This window comes from Nonomuraea sp. NPDC049480 (assembly GCF_044465905.1).
Classification (GTDB): domain Bacteria; phylum Actinomycetota; class Actinomycetes; order Streptosporangiales; family Streptosporangiaceae; genus Nonomuraea.
This window is the reverse complement of sequence record NZ_JBITMD010000004.1, coordinates 1-14,916: the sequence shown is the minus strand read 5'-3', so window position 1 is coordinate 14,916 and position 14,916 is coordinate 1. Positions and strand designations below refer to the sequence as shown.

At 69.9% G+C, this 14,916-nt stretch carries 13 protein-coding genes; 6 read left to right on the top strand and 7 right to left on the bottom strand.

Annotated elements, in window-relative coordinates; translation table 11 throughout:
• Complete coding sequence (locus tag ACIBX3_RS13290) at positions 1-354, bottom strand: YrdB family protein (protein WP_397116423.1); 354 nt, start codon at positions 352-354, stop codon at positions 1-3.
• 117 nt (positions 355-471) lie between these two features.
• Here ACIBX3_RS13290 and ACIBX3_RS13285 point away from each other — a divergent pair, with 117 nt between their 5' ends.
• From ACIBX3_RS13285 to ACIBX3_RS13275, 3 genes are read left to right on the top strand one after another with little or no spacing between them, the layout of a single operon-like run.
• Complete coding sequence (locus tag ACIBX3_RS13285) at positions 472-1,170, top strand: TetR/AcrR family transcriptional regulator (RefSeq protein ID WP_397116421.1); 699 nt, start codon at positions 472-474, stop codon at positions 1,168-1,170.
• 24 nt (positions 1,171-1,194) lie between these two features.
• Positions 1,195-1,518, top strand: a complete 324-nt coding sequence (locus ACIBX3_RS13280) for a PadR family transcriptional regulator (protein ID WP_397116419.1) — start codon at positions 1,195-1,197, stop codon at positions 1,516-1,518.
• Positions 1,503-2,384 (top strand): hypothetical protein, encoded by an 882-nt coding sequence (locus ACIBX3_RS13275; RefSeq protein WP_397116417.1) that lies wholly within the window; start codon positions 1,503-1,505, stop codon positions 2,382-2,384. Before ACIBX3_RS13280 ends, ACIBX3_RS13275 begins: the two co-directional genes overlap by 16 nt.
• Positions 2,385-2,391: 7 nt before the next feature.
• Here ACIBX3_RS13275 and ACIBX3_RS13270 read toward each other — a convergent pair whose 3' ends face one another.
• The 6 genes from ACIBX3_RS13270 to ACIBX3_RS13245 all read right to left on the bottom strand — a co-directional run bounded on the left by ACIBX3_RS13270 (position 2,392) and on the right by ACIBX3_RS13245 (position 10,398).
• Complete coding sequence (locus ACIBX3_RS13270; RefSeq protein WP_397116415.1) at positions 2,392-2,982, bottom strand: TetR/AcrR family transcriptional regulator; 591 nt, start codon at positions 2,980-2,982, stop codon at positions 2,392-2,394.
• A 10-nt stretch (positions 2,983-2,992) separates the two neighbouring features.
• Entirely contained in the window at positions 2,993-5,353 is a 2,361-nt protein-coding gene (locus ACIBX3_RS13265) for a PEP/pyruvate-binding domain-containing protein (RefSeq protein WP_397116413.1), read from the bottom strand.
• On the bottom strand, positions 5,350-6,729 hold the full coding sequence (locus tag ACIBX3_RS13260) for an MFS transporter (RefSeq protein ID WP_397116411.1): 1,380 nt from the start codon (positions 6,727-6,729) through the stop codon (positions 5,350-5,352). Before ACIBX3_RS13260 ends, ACIBX3_RS13265 begins: the two co-directional genes overlap by 4 nt.
• A gap of 135 nt (positions 6,730-6,864) precedes the next feature.
• Positions 6,865-9,102, bottom strand: coding sequence for a glycoside hydrolase family 6 protein (locus ACIBX3_RS13255; RefSeq protein ID WP_397116409.1), 2,238 nt, complete (start codon positions 9,100-9,102; stop codon positions 6,865-6,867).
• Between the two features lie 34 nt (positions 9,103-9,136).
• Positions 9,137-10,111 (bottom strand): GNAT family N-acetyltransferase, encoded by a 975-nt coding sequence (locus ACIBX3_RS13250; RefSeq protein ID WP_397116407.1) that lies wholly within the window; start codon positions 10,109-10,111, stop codon positions 9,137-9,139.
• A 41-nt stretch (positions 10,112-10,152) separates the two neighbouring features.
• Positions 10,153-10,398 carry a DUF2630 family protein gene (locus tag ACIBX3_RS13245; protein WP_397116405.1) on the bottom strand — a complete coding sequence of 82 codons (246 nt, stop codon included), beginning with the start codon at positions 10,396-10,398 and terminating at the stop codon, positions 10,153-10,155.
• 38 nt (positions 10,399-10,436) lie between these two features.
• Between ACIBX3_RS13245 and ddaH the strand changes: the two genes are divergently transcribed.
• The 3 genes from ddaH (at position 10,437) to ACIBX3_RS13230 (ending at position 14,706) form a co-directional block, all read left to right on the top strand.
• A complete protein-coding gene (gene ddaH, locus ACIBX3_RS13240) occupies positions 10,437-11,183 on the top strand; it encodes a dimethylargininase (protein ID WP_397116403.1) in 747 nt (248 codons plus the stop codon).
• A 194-nt stretch (positions 11,184-11,377) separates the two neighbouring features.
• Positions 11,378-13,084: a 2-isopropylmalate synthase gene (gene leuA, locus ACIBX3_RS13235; RefSeq protein ID WP_397116401.1), complete on the top strand. Its 1,707-nt coding sequence runs from the start codon at positions 11,378-11,380 to the stop codon at positions 13,082-13,084.
• A 290-nt stretch (positions 13,085-13,374) separates the two neighbouring features.
• The gene (locus tag ACIBX3_RS13230; protein WP_397116399.1) at positions 13,375-14,706 is read left to right on the top strand and encodes a glycosyl hydrolase family 28-related protein; all 1,332 of its coding nucleotides are present in this window, start codon (positions 13,375-13,377) and stop codon (positions 14,704-14,706) included.
• Positions 14,707-14,916: the final 210 nt, after the last annotated feature.

The following is a 14,916-nucleotide window of genomic DNA, read 5'->3' as shown; positions in this document are numbered from 1 at the left end:
TCAGACCTGCTTCCAGATGAGGCGGAGTACCGCGTTGAGGATGAAGAGCGCGTAGAAGACGGCGGCGGAGGTGACCAGGCCGGAGGCGTAGAGCGCCAGGGCGCCGCCGCCGAACCAGAGGATCTCCAGCGCGGCGCGGGCCAGGCCGGTGAGCGGGAAGACGGCGTTCGTGCCGCCGCCCGCCCCGAACAACGCCCACGCCGCGATGAACAACGCCGGGCCGCCGAGTCCGGCCAGCAGCTTGACGCCCCAGCCGGAGCTCAGATTGAACCCCCAGTAGGCCACGGAGATCAGCACGCCGAGCTCAAGGAAGAACATGAGGGCCGCGTTGGAGTGCTTGGCGAGGTCGAGCATCTGCGTCTCCGTGGTGTGACTGCCATTCGCTTACGAGAGCAATGCTCTCTTATTGGAGCGGCGTTCGTCAAGAGCGGTGCTCTCGTTTTCTCGCAGTGCTCTGGTAGCCTCGTCTACATGACAGCCAGCCGAACCGCCCGCGAACGCGTCAGGGCCGAGCTCACCAAGGAGATCACCGACATCGCGCGCCGGCAGCTCGCCACCGAGGGCGCAGGGGGCCTGTCGCTGCGTGCCGTTGCCCGCGAGATGGGCATGGTCTCGTCGGCGATCTACCGATATTTCCCAAGCCGCGATGACCTGCTCACCACACTGATCATCGACGGCTACAACGCGCTCGGCGAGGCCGTGGAGCAGGCCGACGCCGGCTGCCCGCAGGAGGACTTCCCGGGCCGCTGGCTGGCCGTCTGCCATGCCGTGCGCGACTGGGCGGTGGCCCACCCGCACGAATACGCCCTGCTGTACGGCTCCCCCGTCCCGGGCTACCAGGCCCCGCAGGACACGATCCCCGCGGCCGTGCGCGACACGATCGTGCTCGGCCGCATCCTGTCGGACGCTCACCACGCGGCGGCCATCACCCCGGCACAGCCGCTTCCCCCTCCCCCGGCCTCGCTCCGCGAGGACGCGGCCACCGTCCGCGCCATCATCCCCGACGTCCCGGACGATGTGATCTTCCGCGGCGTGACGGCGTGGACCGCCCTGTACGGGTGGGTCAGCTTCGAACTGTTCGGCCAGTTCAACAACACCATCGAGAACCGCCGCACCGCCTTCGAGCACTCGATGCGGCTCATGGCCGCGACGATGGGACTTGCTCAGTAGAACTTACTAAGTTTTACTGAATACATGGCACGGAGAACACAGGAGCTCGGCCGCTTCACGGACGTGGCGCTGCTGGTGCTGATCAGCCTGGCCGAAGGGCAGAAACACGGCTACCGGATGATCACCGACATCGAGGAGTTCTCGGGCACGGCGCTGGAGCCGGGCACCCTCTACGGGGCGCTGATGCGGCTGGAGGAGCGCGGCTGGATCGAGGCGGTCGAGTCGGCGGAGCGGCGCAAGCCGTACCGGATCACCGAGCGCGGGCGTGACGCGCTGCGCGAGCAGCTCGCCACACTGCGCCGGGTCGAGCAGGCGGGGGCCAGGCGAGTGGCGTGGGGGCAGGCATGATGCGGGCGGCGGCGAAGGCGGTGCTCAAGCTGTATCCGAAGGCGTGGCGCGAGCGCTACGGCGAGGAGGTCGGCGACCTGATCGCGTCGCGGCCGGTGCGACCGCGCACCGTGCTCGACCTGATCCGCGGGGCGGGCGACGCCTGGCTGCACTTCCGGAGAGGGCCGTGGCGATTTCGGATCCCGCTCTGGCTGGTGCTGCTCGTCAGCAGCTATGCCCTGTTCGTCCTGTGGAACCCCGGCGTGCGCGACATGCCCAGCCTGCACGGCGCCTGGGCCGAGGCCGCAGGCACGGGGGCGCTGGCCGAGTCACTGCGACACTCCGCGACATTGTTGTTCGTGACGGCGGCCGCGTCAGCGGTGCTCGCGGCGGCGATGATGCTGATCACCTCGTGTGCCGCGCTGCGGAGCCGGGAGCCGATCGCGCGGGGCCTCGCATCGTTGATGATCGTGACGGGCCTTGTCCTCGCCGTGCCCATGGGACTCCTCGTCTGGTTCTTCTACGCCCTCGCCTTCGCCCAGGCCGGCTATCCCGTGGGTCCGTTGGGGGACGCGATGACGGGCGGTTTCTTCGTGCCGGTCGCCATGGCGCTCGTGCTGCCCCTGCTGACGCTCGCGGCGAGCGCGCCCGGGCTGGCGGCCGGCGTGCGCGCCAGCGCGAGCACACTCGCCGTCGCCGCCATCTGCACCGGATTGGGCTGGCTGTTCGTCGCGGCCCTCGTGGTCCTGGGACTGCCGAAGGCGTCGGAGGGCTTCGTGACGGCGGTCGCGGCCAGCGCACTGCTCAGCGTCGCGATGGCGACGGTGGTCGCGCGGAGGGCGCTCCAGCAGAGGCGCGCCGCCACGGGCTTGCTCACCCTGGTGTGAGCGCCTGTCAGTCGCTCGTGAGCAGCGGGATGAGGACCTCGTCCACGATCTGGACGACCAGCTCGTCCGGGATGGGCGCGCCGATGAAGAGGAAGTGGTGACGCAGCAGCGCGTGACCGGCGTCGAGGCGGCGCGGGGTGACCGTGTCCGGTTCGACCTCGCCGCGCTCGATCGCACGCCGGACGATCTCCTCCATGATCTTCCTGCCCATGCCCCCCGAGGTCCTGCGCATGGCGCTCAGCGGAGCACCGCTGCTGAGCGCCTCGCCCAGCAGTCCGCGCAGCGCCTCCCCTGCGGGTCCCGACATGGCGTGCGCTGCGAGGCTCAGCGCGGTGATCAGATCGTCGCGCAGGCTGCCGGTGTCGGGCACGGACTCGACGGTGGGCAGCGTGTTGCGGACCGCCTCCGTGACCAGCTCGATGCGGGTCGGCCAGCGCCGGTAGAGCGAGGCCTTGCTGGCCTTGGCGCGCTCGGCCACCCGCTCCATGGTCAGCCCGGCGTAGCCGCTCTCGGCCAGTTCATCGAGCGTCGCCTGGTAGATGGCGGCGTTGAGCGCTTCGCCCCGGCGGCGCGGCAGCTTGCGATGATCGGTCACCATGGCATGAATCCTAGGCACCCTCGGTGACCGTGCCCGTGTCGCCGTTGACGGTGACCAGCCGGCCGTCCTCGAGCACGGACGTGCCCGTGCCGGTGCCCATGACGGCCGGAATGCCGTACTCCCTGGCCACGATCGCCGCGTGCGAAGCGGCGCCGCCGCTGTCCACGACCACGGCCGCGGCCTGCTGGAACAGCGGCGTCCACGACGGGTTCGTGTAGGGGCAGACGAGCACGTCGCCGGCCTCCAGCTTGCCGAACTCGGCCGGCTCTTTGATCACCTTCACGGGCCCGGTCGCGATGCCGCCGCTCGCGGGCGACCCGGCGACGAGCGCGTCACCGGTCGCCAGGGAGGGGAACACCGCGGTGTGGTCGATGAGCCGCACGCCGCCCAATTCCTCGCGCTTGACCGCGCGTGCCCGGGCGACGTCGCGCAGCCGGTCGCGTTCCGCGGCCGGCAGCGCGGTCACGTCTCCGACGGCCTCCAGCTCCTCCAGCCGCAGGTGGAAGACGTCCTCGGGGTGGTCGAGCACGCCCGCGTCCCGCAGCCGCCGCCCCAGCTCGATCAGCGACCTGCGCAGGATGGGCTGCGGCATCGTGAAATAGAAGTGACTGTCCTCGCGGAAGGCCGTGCCCGCGCGGGCGGCGGCCACCCAGCGGCGTATCCTGGCGCGGCGGCGCGGGGAGCGCAGGAGCGGGTGGGCGAGCAGGCGTTCCAGCGCGTCGTCGCCTTCCTTGCGCGGAGGCGGCTCCGCGGCCAGCACCCTGACCAGGCCGAGTACGGTCTCCGGGTCGTCCGCCCACGTGGGCGGGGTGACGAGGATGGGGCTGACGGTCTCACGGTGGCCGTACTCGGCCATGAACTCCTCGAACGCGGCCCGGAACTCGGCGGGCGGCGGGTCGGCGTCGAGCGCGCCGGTACGCCTGGCCAGCTCCGCCAGCCGCTCCAGCGCCCGGTTGGCCTCGGTGGTACGCGTGACCGCGCCGGACAGCAGGCCGCCGAACAACCTGCCGCGCCTCAGCAGCTTGACCGCCACCAGCAGCCGCAGCAGCGCGAGCCCGGTGCCCGGCAGGTAGTCGATGCGCAGGCCGGCCACCGGCGCCACCAGGGCGAACGCCTGCCTGGGCACGCGGATGAGCTCCTGCCACGACATCGCCGCCAGGTCGCGGGCGGCCAGCCGCCGGACCGCCGCGCAGTAGTCGAGGAAGCGCCGGTCCTCGGTCCAGCGTGCCGGGTCGTACCGCCTGGCCTTGGCCACGACGCGGAACGGCGCGGCGAGCACCCCGGCGGTGGGCTGCGGCTTGGGCGGGATGAAGGCGTAGACGACGCCGTCCTCCTCCCGCAGGAAGTCCCCGAACGCACGGCGCAGCCCGAAAGCGCCGGTCACCTTGCCCATCAGCCCGGCCGGCCCGTACGGGAGCCAGGTCGACACGTCGATCGGGTACGGCCGCGTGGGCATGTATTCGAGGAACACGGTGGCCAGGCGGCGCTGGAGCGGATTGAGCTTCCCGACCGGAGGCGGCGGCAGCGCGGTCATCGGCCGCGCCTGCAGCAGGCGAACACGGTCGTCCGCGCAGGCCCACTCGATGTCCTGCGGGCGCCCGAAATGCGTGGCGACCCGCCTGCCCAGCGCGGCCAGCTCCCGCACCACCGCGTCGGGCAGCCGCTCCGCCTCGAAGGTGCCGGTCTCCCGGGTGACCCCGCCGCCGGCCGCGCCCCGGATGACGACCTCCCGGCGCCCCGGCGTGAACTCCACCCCGCCCTCGGCATCCACCACATAGTGGTCGGGGGTGACCAGACCGGACACGACGGCCTCGCCGAGGCCGCTGCTGGCGTCGATCACGAGCTGGGCGCGGTCGCCGCTGACCGGGTTCGCGGTGAACATGACGCCCGCCGTGTCGGCCTCGACCATGCGCTGCACGACCACAGCGATGCTCACCTCGGAGTCGTCGATGGAGAGCTTGGCGCGGTAGGCGACGGCGCGGTCGGTGAAGAGCGAGCCCCAGCAGCGGCGTACCGCGTCGAGCAGGGCCTCCTCGCCGACGACGTTGAGGTAGGTGTCCTGCTGCCCGGCGAACGCGGCGCCCGGCAGGTCCTCGGCGGTGGCGCTGGACCGCACGGCCACCGGCCCCGCGCCGAGCGCGGCGTAGGCCTCCACGATCGCGTGCCGCAACTCGTCGGGCATTTCGACCTGCTCGAAGTACGCCCGCGTGGCATGGCCCTGGGCGACGAGGTCGTAGGCGTGCGTGGTGACGACGAAGCCGCCGGGGACGGGGAAGCCGTTCCTGACGAGCTCGCCCAGGTTGGCGCCCTTGCCACCGGCCATGGCCAGGTCGCCGCGGCCGAACGAGCTCAGGGGTCCGACGAGTTTCACGATGCCTCCTCGGCATAGGCGGTGGTGCGGAGCGGGCGCGCCGGCAGGAGCAGCGCGAGGAAGAACGCCACCGCGAGCAGCGGCGCCATGGCCGCGAACACCGGCGGCACGGCGGCGGCGAACGCGTCGCGGACGCTGTCCGGCAGATCGGACGGCGCGGTGGTGGCCGAGATTCCGGACCTGGCGGTGATCAGTGCCCCGACGAGCGCGACCCCGGCCGACGCCCCGATCTGGCGCAGGAACGTGACCGACGAGGTGGCGGTGCCGAGGTCGGCGTACTCGACGGCGTTCTGCGCGGCCAGCACCATGACCTGCATGACCAGCCCGACCCCGAGCCCGGTCAGCAGCACCGCGCCGCCCAGCGCGAGCGGCGAGCCGCCCGCGACGCCGATGAGCGCGAGCCCGGCGGTGGCCGCGGCGGTCCCGGCGATGGGGTACGGCTTGTAGACCCCGGTCCGGGTGATCAGCCGCCCGGACACGACCGTGGTGAAGAGCACGCCGCCCATGAGCGCGGTCACCAGCAGCCCCGCCTGCGTCGCGCTGGTGCGCAACGCGATCTGCAGGTACGCCGGCAGGTACGTGATCGTCCCGAACAGCGTGAACCCGATGAGCAGGCTGATCGTCACCGGCACGGCGAAGGCCCTGTCGCGGAACAGCCGCAACGGGAGGATGGGGTCCTGGGCGAAACGGGCGCTGACCAGCCACGCCACCACCCCGGCGGCCACCAGCAGCAGGAAGAACGGGTTCCTGGTCTGACCCACCATGACCACGCCCACGACGGCGACGGCCAGCGTGAGCGCCCCTGCCACATCGAGCGGCGCCCGTCCCCGTGGTGTGGGCAGCCGCAGGGTCGCGCTCAGCACGACAAAGGCCAGCAGACCGAGCGGCGGATAGATGGCGAAGATCCACCGCCAGCCGAGCCGGTCGATGAACAACCCGCCGATCAGCGGGCCGCCCACGGCGGCCACGACGTACGCGGCGCCGATGAACCCCAGGTAGCGCCCACGCTCCCGCGGACTCACGATCTCCCCGATGATCGCCTGCGCGCCGATCATCAGCCCGCCGCCGCCCAGCCCCTGGATCGCGCGGAAGGCGATGAACTGCGGCATCGACGTGGCCAGCCCGCACAGCACGGCGCCGGTCACGAACACGACGATGGCGACCTGCATGGTGGGCTTGCGGCCGTAACGGTCGCCGAGCTTGCCGTAGACGGGCATGACGACGGTGGCGGCGACGAGGTAGGCGGTGACCACGGCGGGCATCTGGTCGAGCCCGCCGAGGCTGCCCGCCACGGCCGGGAGGGCGGGGGCCATGATCGTCTGGTCGAGCGCGCCCAGCAGCATCGCCAGTATCAGCCCCGACAGCACGAGACCCATGCCACCCACTCCTTAGAGAACGTTACGTTCTCTAAGGAGCATACGATTCACCACATAGAAACGCAACGTTCACTAACAGGCCGGTTACGCGCAGATCCAACGTCCGCTCATCGTCGGGGCATTACGGTCATAACCTCACCGCAACGGCGGGTTGGCCAATTTCACCCGTTCGAGCGCCAGGTCCCCCCACCACTCGCCCGCCTCCGGCGACACGACGCCGCGCTCCGGATCCTTCTCACCGCCTGTGCCACGCCGGCACCTGCCGCTGGAGGTGCCCGCCCGGGTGATCCACAGGTAGGCGTCGACCAGTTCCTCGTCCGTATCGGTGGTCGGCTGCTCGCCGAGGCCCCTGCCCGGCGGATTGCACCAGACCTGCGGGTCCGTGTAGCGCTTCTTGGGCGGGGTCCACGGCCCCCGGCCGTTCCTGCTGGTGTCGATGACGAAGTGCGGCATCTTGGCCGGGTCCACCTTCACGTCCGCGGGACAGCCCTTCCTGCCCGTGTCGAGCTGGATGCTGATGCAGGCCGACAACTTCTCGCCGTACGCGACGCTCCTGGCCGTGGTGTGGAAGGAGTTGACGTTGACGAAGAACCCGTCCGCCTTGTCGATCCCCGCCTCGACCAGCCGCTCGGCCATGATCTCGGCGCCCGGCCAGAGGTCCTGGCTGCCGTCGATGTAGACGGCGGTGCTGGGATTGGTCTTGAGGGTCTGCAGCGCCTGGCGCACGTCTTTGTAACGCTGCTCGGGGGAGCCCGGCTGGTCGCAGTTCTCGGCGCCGGGGATCTTGACCAAGCTGGACGGCTCCAGGATGACCACGGCTTCGGCACTGCCGATCTGGCCGGCTATGCCCTCGATCCACTTGTGGTACTCGGCCATGCCGACGTCGCCGACGGGGCGGCAGTCGCTGCCGGGCATGTAGTTGATCAGGAACACGGGGACGCCGCCTTTCTGCTCGGCCTCCGCGATCGTGTTCTCGACCTTCGATCTGACCTCGGGCTCGCCCAGGCGGACGGCGTAGGGGACATCGGCCAGATTGCGCATGAGCTCGGCGTCCTTGGGGCGGTCCTCGGCCCAGAGCGCGGCCTGGCGGCTGGCGGCCGGCTCGGGCGGGGCGTAGAAGGCGACGTTCTCCCGGGCTCGCAGGGGGTTCTGGGGGGAGACGGCCCGGCTGGCCGGCCGGCCGGAGGACTGGTCGGCGGCTCCAGCCTCGGTCGTTCGCGATGTCCCCTTCGCCGCCGGATCCTCGACGCCGCCGGGCCCGCTCTGTCTGCCCCAGATGAGTGCCGCCGACACACCGGCGACGGCTACGACCACGGCGGCGGCCGCCGCCGTGAACCGCTGACGTCGCCCTCCAGCCGCCATGGCCCCCGGCTCACCATGCCCCGCGGCGACCTGAGGCGGGGCGGGCGTCACCGCATCGGCGCCCGGCGCGGTGGCATCGGCGGACTCGCCACCGGGATGCGTGGCGCCACCTTCCGCGAAAGGCCCGCCCGCCGCGGCCGGAGTGCTTCCCGTGGAAGGACCCGCACTGACCACCGAGCCCGGCGCACCGGCCACCGAGCCCGGCAAGAACGGCCCGGAGGTGCTGAGGCGGTCCATCAGGTCCTGGGCCGTGGGGCGTTCGGCCGGGTTCTTGGCCAGGGACGCCGCCACCAGATCCCGCAGAGGACCGGAGAGCCCCCGTAAGTCAGGGGGGTTGTTGAGGATGCGGAGCAAGATCGTGGGGACCGGTCCGGAGCCGAACGGCGGCTGGCCGCTCGCGGCGAAGGCGACCGTGCAGCCCCACGAGAAGATGTCCGAGGCGGGGCCGATGGAGGATCCCGACACCTGCTCCGGCGACATGTACGAAGGCGTCCCCACCATCGCGCTGCTCATCTCGGCGTCCGCGAGCTGCGCGATGCCGAAATCGATGACCTTGGGCCCCACCTGGGAGAGCAGCACGTTGGACGGCTTGAGATCGCGATGCACCACCCCGGCCCCGTGGATGGCGCGCAGGGCCATCGCCATGGACGCGGCGAGCCCGTCCAGCGCCGAGCCCTTCAACGGCCCGGTCGCGCGCACGGCGTCCCCCAGGCTCGGCCCCTCCACGTATTCGGTGACCAGATAGGCGACGTCGCCCTCGACGTCGGCGTCCAGGACGGGGGCGGTGCAGAACCTGGCGACCCGCTTGGCGGCCGCCACCTCCCGGGCGAAGCGCCGCCGGAAGCCGGCGTCCGCATCCATCCTGGCGTGGATCAGCTTGACGGCCACCCGCGTGCCGTCCGGCCCCTGCCCCAGGTAGACGACGCCCATGCCGCCTTCGCCGAGCCGGCCGAGCAGGGCGTACGGCCCAACCTGGCGTGGATCCCCGTCTCGCAACGCCTCCAAGGTCATAGCGTGTCAGGTTAGCCGTCAAGCCGCGGACGTACTACACCGTCAGTTGCCACTCGTTCCACTCGTCGAGGAGCTCGAAGCCCATGGCCTCGTTGATGGCCAGCATGTGAGTGTTGGAGGTGGCGTTCCACGTGATGACCCGCTCAATGCGGGGCTCCCGCTCTCGCAGCCAGAGCAGATTGGCGAGCTTGATCAGCAAGCCCAGGCGGTGGCCCCGGTGTTCACGCAGTACGAGCGTGTCCCCCTGCTCGCCCCAGCCGCCGGAGCGGTCGTCATTGAGGTAGATGCGCGTCAAGCCGGCGGGGGCGCCGTCGGCGTCGCGGCGGGCGATGGTGCTGTAGCCGGTCATGGCGCCGGCGGGCATGCTCTCCTCGTCGCCCCGTACGCGTTCGAGGCTGAAGTCCTGGTCCTCGACGCCGGGGGCGCGCGGGGCGTCGTTCATGCCGTTCATCAAAGTGGCGACGTCGGGCAGCAGCTCGGGCCGCGCCGGGCCGATCCACCGCTCCAAGGAGTAGCCGTCGACCTCGGGGACCATGCGCTCGAGCGCGCCCCAGTCGGCCATGCGCAGGTCTAGGGTGCGGCGGGCCTCCGCGAGGCCGGGGGTCATGCCGCGAACCCGCGCGAAGTGGGCGCCGATGCCGGCGGCCGGGGTTTCGGTGATCAGCAGCCGCCTGCCGTGCGCCCGCAACCGCCCCACGGCGTGCTCGAACAACGCCGTGCCGAGTCCGCGACCGCGCCGCTCGGGCCGGACCACGAGCGGATACAAATTGCCCACGTGAATGTTGTCCAGCTGCGGCAGACCCAGCCCGTAGCCTCCGACGACCTTGCCGTCCTCCAGCTCCACCCACACCTCGTGCCGCCAGCCGGGTTTGTCGATGCCCACTTGGGTGCGGAAGTGAGGGAGGGAGGGCATGGGGCCGGGGTCATGGGAGTTGCCCGCCACGTAGACGTCGTGCAGGCCCGCGATCAGATCTCCTGGCCGGTCAAGGTCGATGGGCTGGATCGTCATACGGCCAGCAAAGCGCACGACGAGCGGCCCGGGCGAACGATTTACTGCCGGTAGTTCTCCACCTCGTTGGCCGGGCGCACGCTCGCGTTGTCGGGATTCTCGCCCGCGCTGCGCCTGGCGCGGCGCTGCCTGAGCAGGTCCCAGCACTGGTCGAGGGCCGTTTCCAGTTGCTTGATCCGCGCGTGCTCCTCGTCCGTCGTCACGTCGCCGTCCGCCAGCCTGTCGCGCAGCTCGTGCTCTTCGTCGACCAGAGCGCTGATCCTGATGAGTATCTCGTCGTCACGCATGCCCAAGACTCTAGTCACCACGTGATAGAACACGCCCTATGTCTGGTATCGCGCTGGTAAGAAAGCCTGGCCCCCGGATCGCCGAGGGCATCGTCACCCATATCGAGCGCGAGCCGGTGGACTACGAGCGGGCTCTCGTCCAGCACGACGCGTACGTGGCCGCGCTGGCGGGCAACGGGTGGCGGCCCGCGTACGCCGAGCCCGCCGACGACCTGCCCGACGCGCCGTTCGTGGAGGACGCGGTGGTGGTGTCGGGGCGGCTGGCCGTGCTGACCAGGCCGGGCGCGGCCGAGCGGCGCCCGGAGGTGGAGTCCGTGGCGCAGGTCGTACGGGATCTCGGGTTGAAGGCGGTCAGGATCGCGCCGCCCGGCACGCTCGACGGGGGCGACGTGCTGCAGGCCGGCCCCATCGTGTACGTCGGCCGCTCGGCGCGCACCAACGACGACGGCATCGCCCAGTTCGCCGCCCTGCTGCCGGAACGCCGCGTCGTCCCCGTGACCATGACCGGCGTGCTGCACCTGAAGTCAGCGGTCACGGCCCTCCCTGACGGGACGCTCATAGGCGACCCGCGCCACGTGGACCTGCCCGATCTGCTGGTGCCGCAGGAGGAGGCGGGCGCGCACGTGGTCCCGCTGGGCGGCGACCGGGTCCTGATGGCCGCCTCGGCGCCGCAGACCGCCACGATGCTGGAGAGGCGCGGACTTAAGGTAACGAAGGTCGATATTTCAGAATTTGAGAAGATCGAAGGATGCGTGACCTGCCTCAGCGTCCTGATCGACGGGTAATCCGGGCTTCCAGGCGTTCTCACGATATGAGATCCGGGACGGCACATCCCAAGACGTCTGGTAGCGTGCTTGGCATGCTGCGCGGACTGCTTCTTAGCTGCCGCGGCGGGGGCCTCTAGGCCGGCTCCCTCGCCGCGGAGCCAGTCGTGCGCGTCGGCCGTTTCCTTTCGAACGCCCGACGAGGAGCATCTGACATGCCCGCTCAGCAGCCCAGCTCTATGCCGATCCATCGTTATGAGCCTTATCAGCCCGTCCGGCTGACCGATCGCACCTGGCCCGACAAGGTCATCACCAAGGCGCCCCGCTGGTGCGCGGTGGACCTGCGCGACGGCAACCAGGCCCTGATCGACCCGATGGACGCCCACCGCAAGCTCAAGATGTTCGAGCTGCTGGTACGCATGGGCTACAAGGAGATCGAAGTAGGCTTCCCCGCCGCCTCGCAGACCGACTTCGACTTCATCCGGCAGATCATCGAAGAGGACCGCATCCCGGACGACGTCGTCATCCAGGTGCTGACCCAGGCCAGGCCGGAGCTGATCGAGCGTACCTTCGAGTCGATCGAGGGCGCCAAGCAGGCCATCGTCCACCTCTACAACTCGACCTCGACCCTGCAGCGCCGCGTCGTGTTCGGCCAGGACAAGGACGGCATCACGGCCATCGCGGTCGAGGGCGCCAAGCTGGTCAAGAAGCTCGCCGACGCCACCGACGTGGACGTCTACTTCCAGTACTCTCCGGAGTCGTTCACCGGCACCGAGCTCGAATACGCCGTCGAGGTGTGCGACGCGGTCAACGACGTGTGGCAGCCGACCCCGGACCGCAAGGTCATCGTCAACCTGCCCGCCACGGTCGAGATGGCCACCCCCAACATCTACGCCGACCAGATCGAGTGGATGCACCGCAACCTCAGGCACCGCGACTCGATCGTGCTGTCGCTGCACCCGCACAACGACCGCGGCAGCGCCGTGGCCGCCGCCGAGCTGGGCTACATGGCCGGCGCCGACCGCATCGAGGGCTGCCTGTTCGGCAACGGCGAGCGCACCGGCAACGTCTGCCTGGTCACGCTGGGCATGAACCTGTTCTCCCAGGGCGTCGACCCCGAGATCGACTTCAGCGACATCGACGAGATCCGCCGGGTCACCGAATACTGCAACCAGCTGCCCGTGCACCCGCGCCACCCGTGGGGCGGCGAGCTGGTCTACACCGCCTTCTCCGGCTCCCACCAGGACGCCATCAAGAAGGGCTTCGAGCACATGGAGGGCGACGCCGCCGCGGCGGGCGTGCCCGTGGACGACTTCACCTGGGCGGTGCCCTACCTGCCCATCGACCCGAAGGACATCGGGCGCACGTACGAGGCCGTCATCCGGGTCAACAGCCAGTCCGGCAAGGGCGGCGTGGCCTACATCATGAAGGCCGACCATCAGCTCGACCTGCCGCGCCGGCTGCAGATCGAGTTCTCCAAGGTCGTACAGGCCCGCACGGACAGCGAGGGCGGCGAGATCGGCCCGGCCGCCATGTTCGAGATCTTCCGTGACGAATACCTGCCCAACCCGGCCAACCGGTGGGGCCGCCTGAGCCTCATGGCTCACCGCCACGAGTCGACGGTGGACGAGAAGGACCGCATCGGCGCCGACATCCGCCTCGACGGGGAGATCCGCGAGATCGCGGGCTCGGGCAACGGCCCGATCTCGGCGTTCATCGACGCCATAGCAGGGGTCGGCATCCAGGTGCGCGTGCTCGACTACGTGGAGCACGCGATGAGCGCGGGAACCGACGCCAAGGCGGCCTCCTACCTGGAGTGCGAGATCAACGGGCAGGTGCTGTGGGGCGTGGGCATCGACGCCAACACCACCACGGCCTCCCTGAAGGCCATCATCTCCGCCGTCAATCGCGCTTCCCGCTGACCCGTAAATTCCACGCCCGGGCCTCGCAATGACCTGCGGGGCCGGCGCTCGGCACGCGCCCACAAGGCCACGCCGGATCAACTCGACCGCGCCCCGTGATCAACGGGAGGCGCGGTCGAGTCGTTTCTGCGTGCCGGGAGTGCGGTCGTACGTAGGCACGGGCCCGACTGCCCCACGGCGAGAGCTCGCTCACAAATGGCGAAATATCCCCCGAATCCCTGCCGAACTGGTTGGATCCAAAGATCAATCTACTGAGAGGAACTGCTGTGATTGATCCGAAGGACCCAGGTGTGAGCCGTCGGGCGTTGTGGGGGACCGCCGCGGGGCTGGCGGGTGTCGCCATGCTCGCCGGAGCACAACCCGCGGCGGCCGCCGCGGGTTCATTGGACTGGTTCGACGTGAAGGCGCACGGCGCGGTGGGCGATGGATCCGCCGACGACACTGCGGCAGTCCAGGCTGCCATCAACGCAGCGGTCGCGGCGGGCGGCGGAACCGTATATTTCCCCGGGGGGAAGTACAAAGTCATCCCGACGAGCGACAGCCCGGCCCTGTCCGTCGGCGGCAACGGGATCCGTCTGGTTGGAGCGAGCAGCAAGGCGTCCATGCTCGTCAAGGGAGCGAACGGTATCCTGCTGAGCATGTCCGGCGCCTCCGCCGACCCCACCGGGGACCCCACCGGGGCGACGCACCGCCGCTACTGCTCGATCGAGAACCTCGGCTTCAACGGCAACAGCAAGACCGGCCTGCTGCTCGAGCTGTACTACAACGACAACTCCTACTTCCGCGATGTGTTCATGTCGAGCAATAACGACACGTGCATCGACGCCGTCGAGTTCTGGGACTCTCGTTTCTACAACCTGGTGATCGAATCGAGCACCGGCACGGCCGGCAGCACCACCCAGCCCAACGTCTGGCTCCGCAACTCCTCCGCCGCGAGCGGCTGGGGATACAGCGCCGACAACGTCAACCAGATCCATTTCATCGGCTGCCGCATGGAGGCCTTCGGCACCGGTGCGCTGTGGATTACACAGGGCACCGCGAAGACCAACAATCCCAACGGGATCTACATAACGGACTGCAAGTTCGAGACCTCCAGGATGCAGGGCGGCCCACATCTGAAGGTCGACGCCTCCTGCAAGCACGTCTACGCGACCAACATCTACGCATACGCGGGCGGATTCGCCTCCGGGTATTCCACCGCGCAGAACATCATCACCTGGGCGGGGAACGCCAGCGCCCTGGAGAACGTCCTGATCGCCAACAGCTCCACCGCGACGGTCAATTCCGGTGTCGACCTGTACTCAGGTCCCGACTCGACCGCCGTCCTGCGCAACGTCGTGGGGCTCTACACGACGAGGCCGACCGGCGTCCACGTCTACTACGAGGCCTCGAGCGCCGGCGACTTCTGGGTCGAGAACTGCTACGGGAACATCGGAGGCCAGTTCGGCGGCACCATTCCGGCCACGTACCATCCGAACCCGCCGCTGCGCCTGGTCGCGGGCCCGGTCAGCGACTCCTCGTTCACGCACACACCGGTCGACGGGACACTCGCGGTCGACTCGACCAACAACCGCCTCTATGTACGGGTAGGCGGCAGATGGCGATCGACGGCGCTGAGCTAATCGGCACGCATCCAGGGGCGTGGGTGCTCGACTACGTGGAGCATCGCGGCAGCGACGCCAAGGCGGCCTCCTACCTGGAGTGCGAGATCAACGGGCAAGTGCTGTGGGGCGTGGGTGAGGTGCCCTAGATCTTCCGGACAGCTCCCCAACTAGGGTTGGGGTGACCGGAAGGAAGCAGTAGTTGGCACGACGTAAGGGCCCTTACTCGCA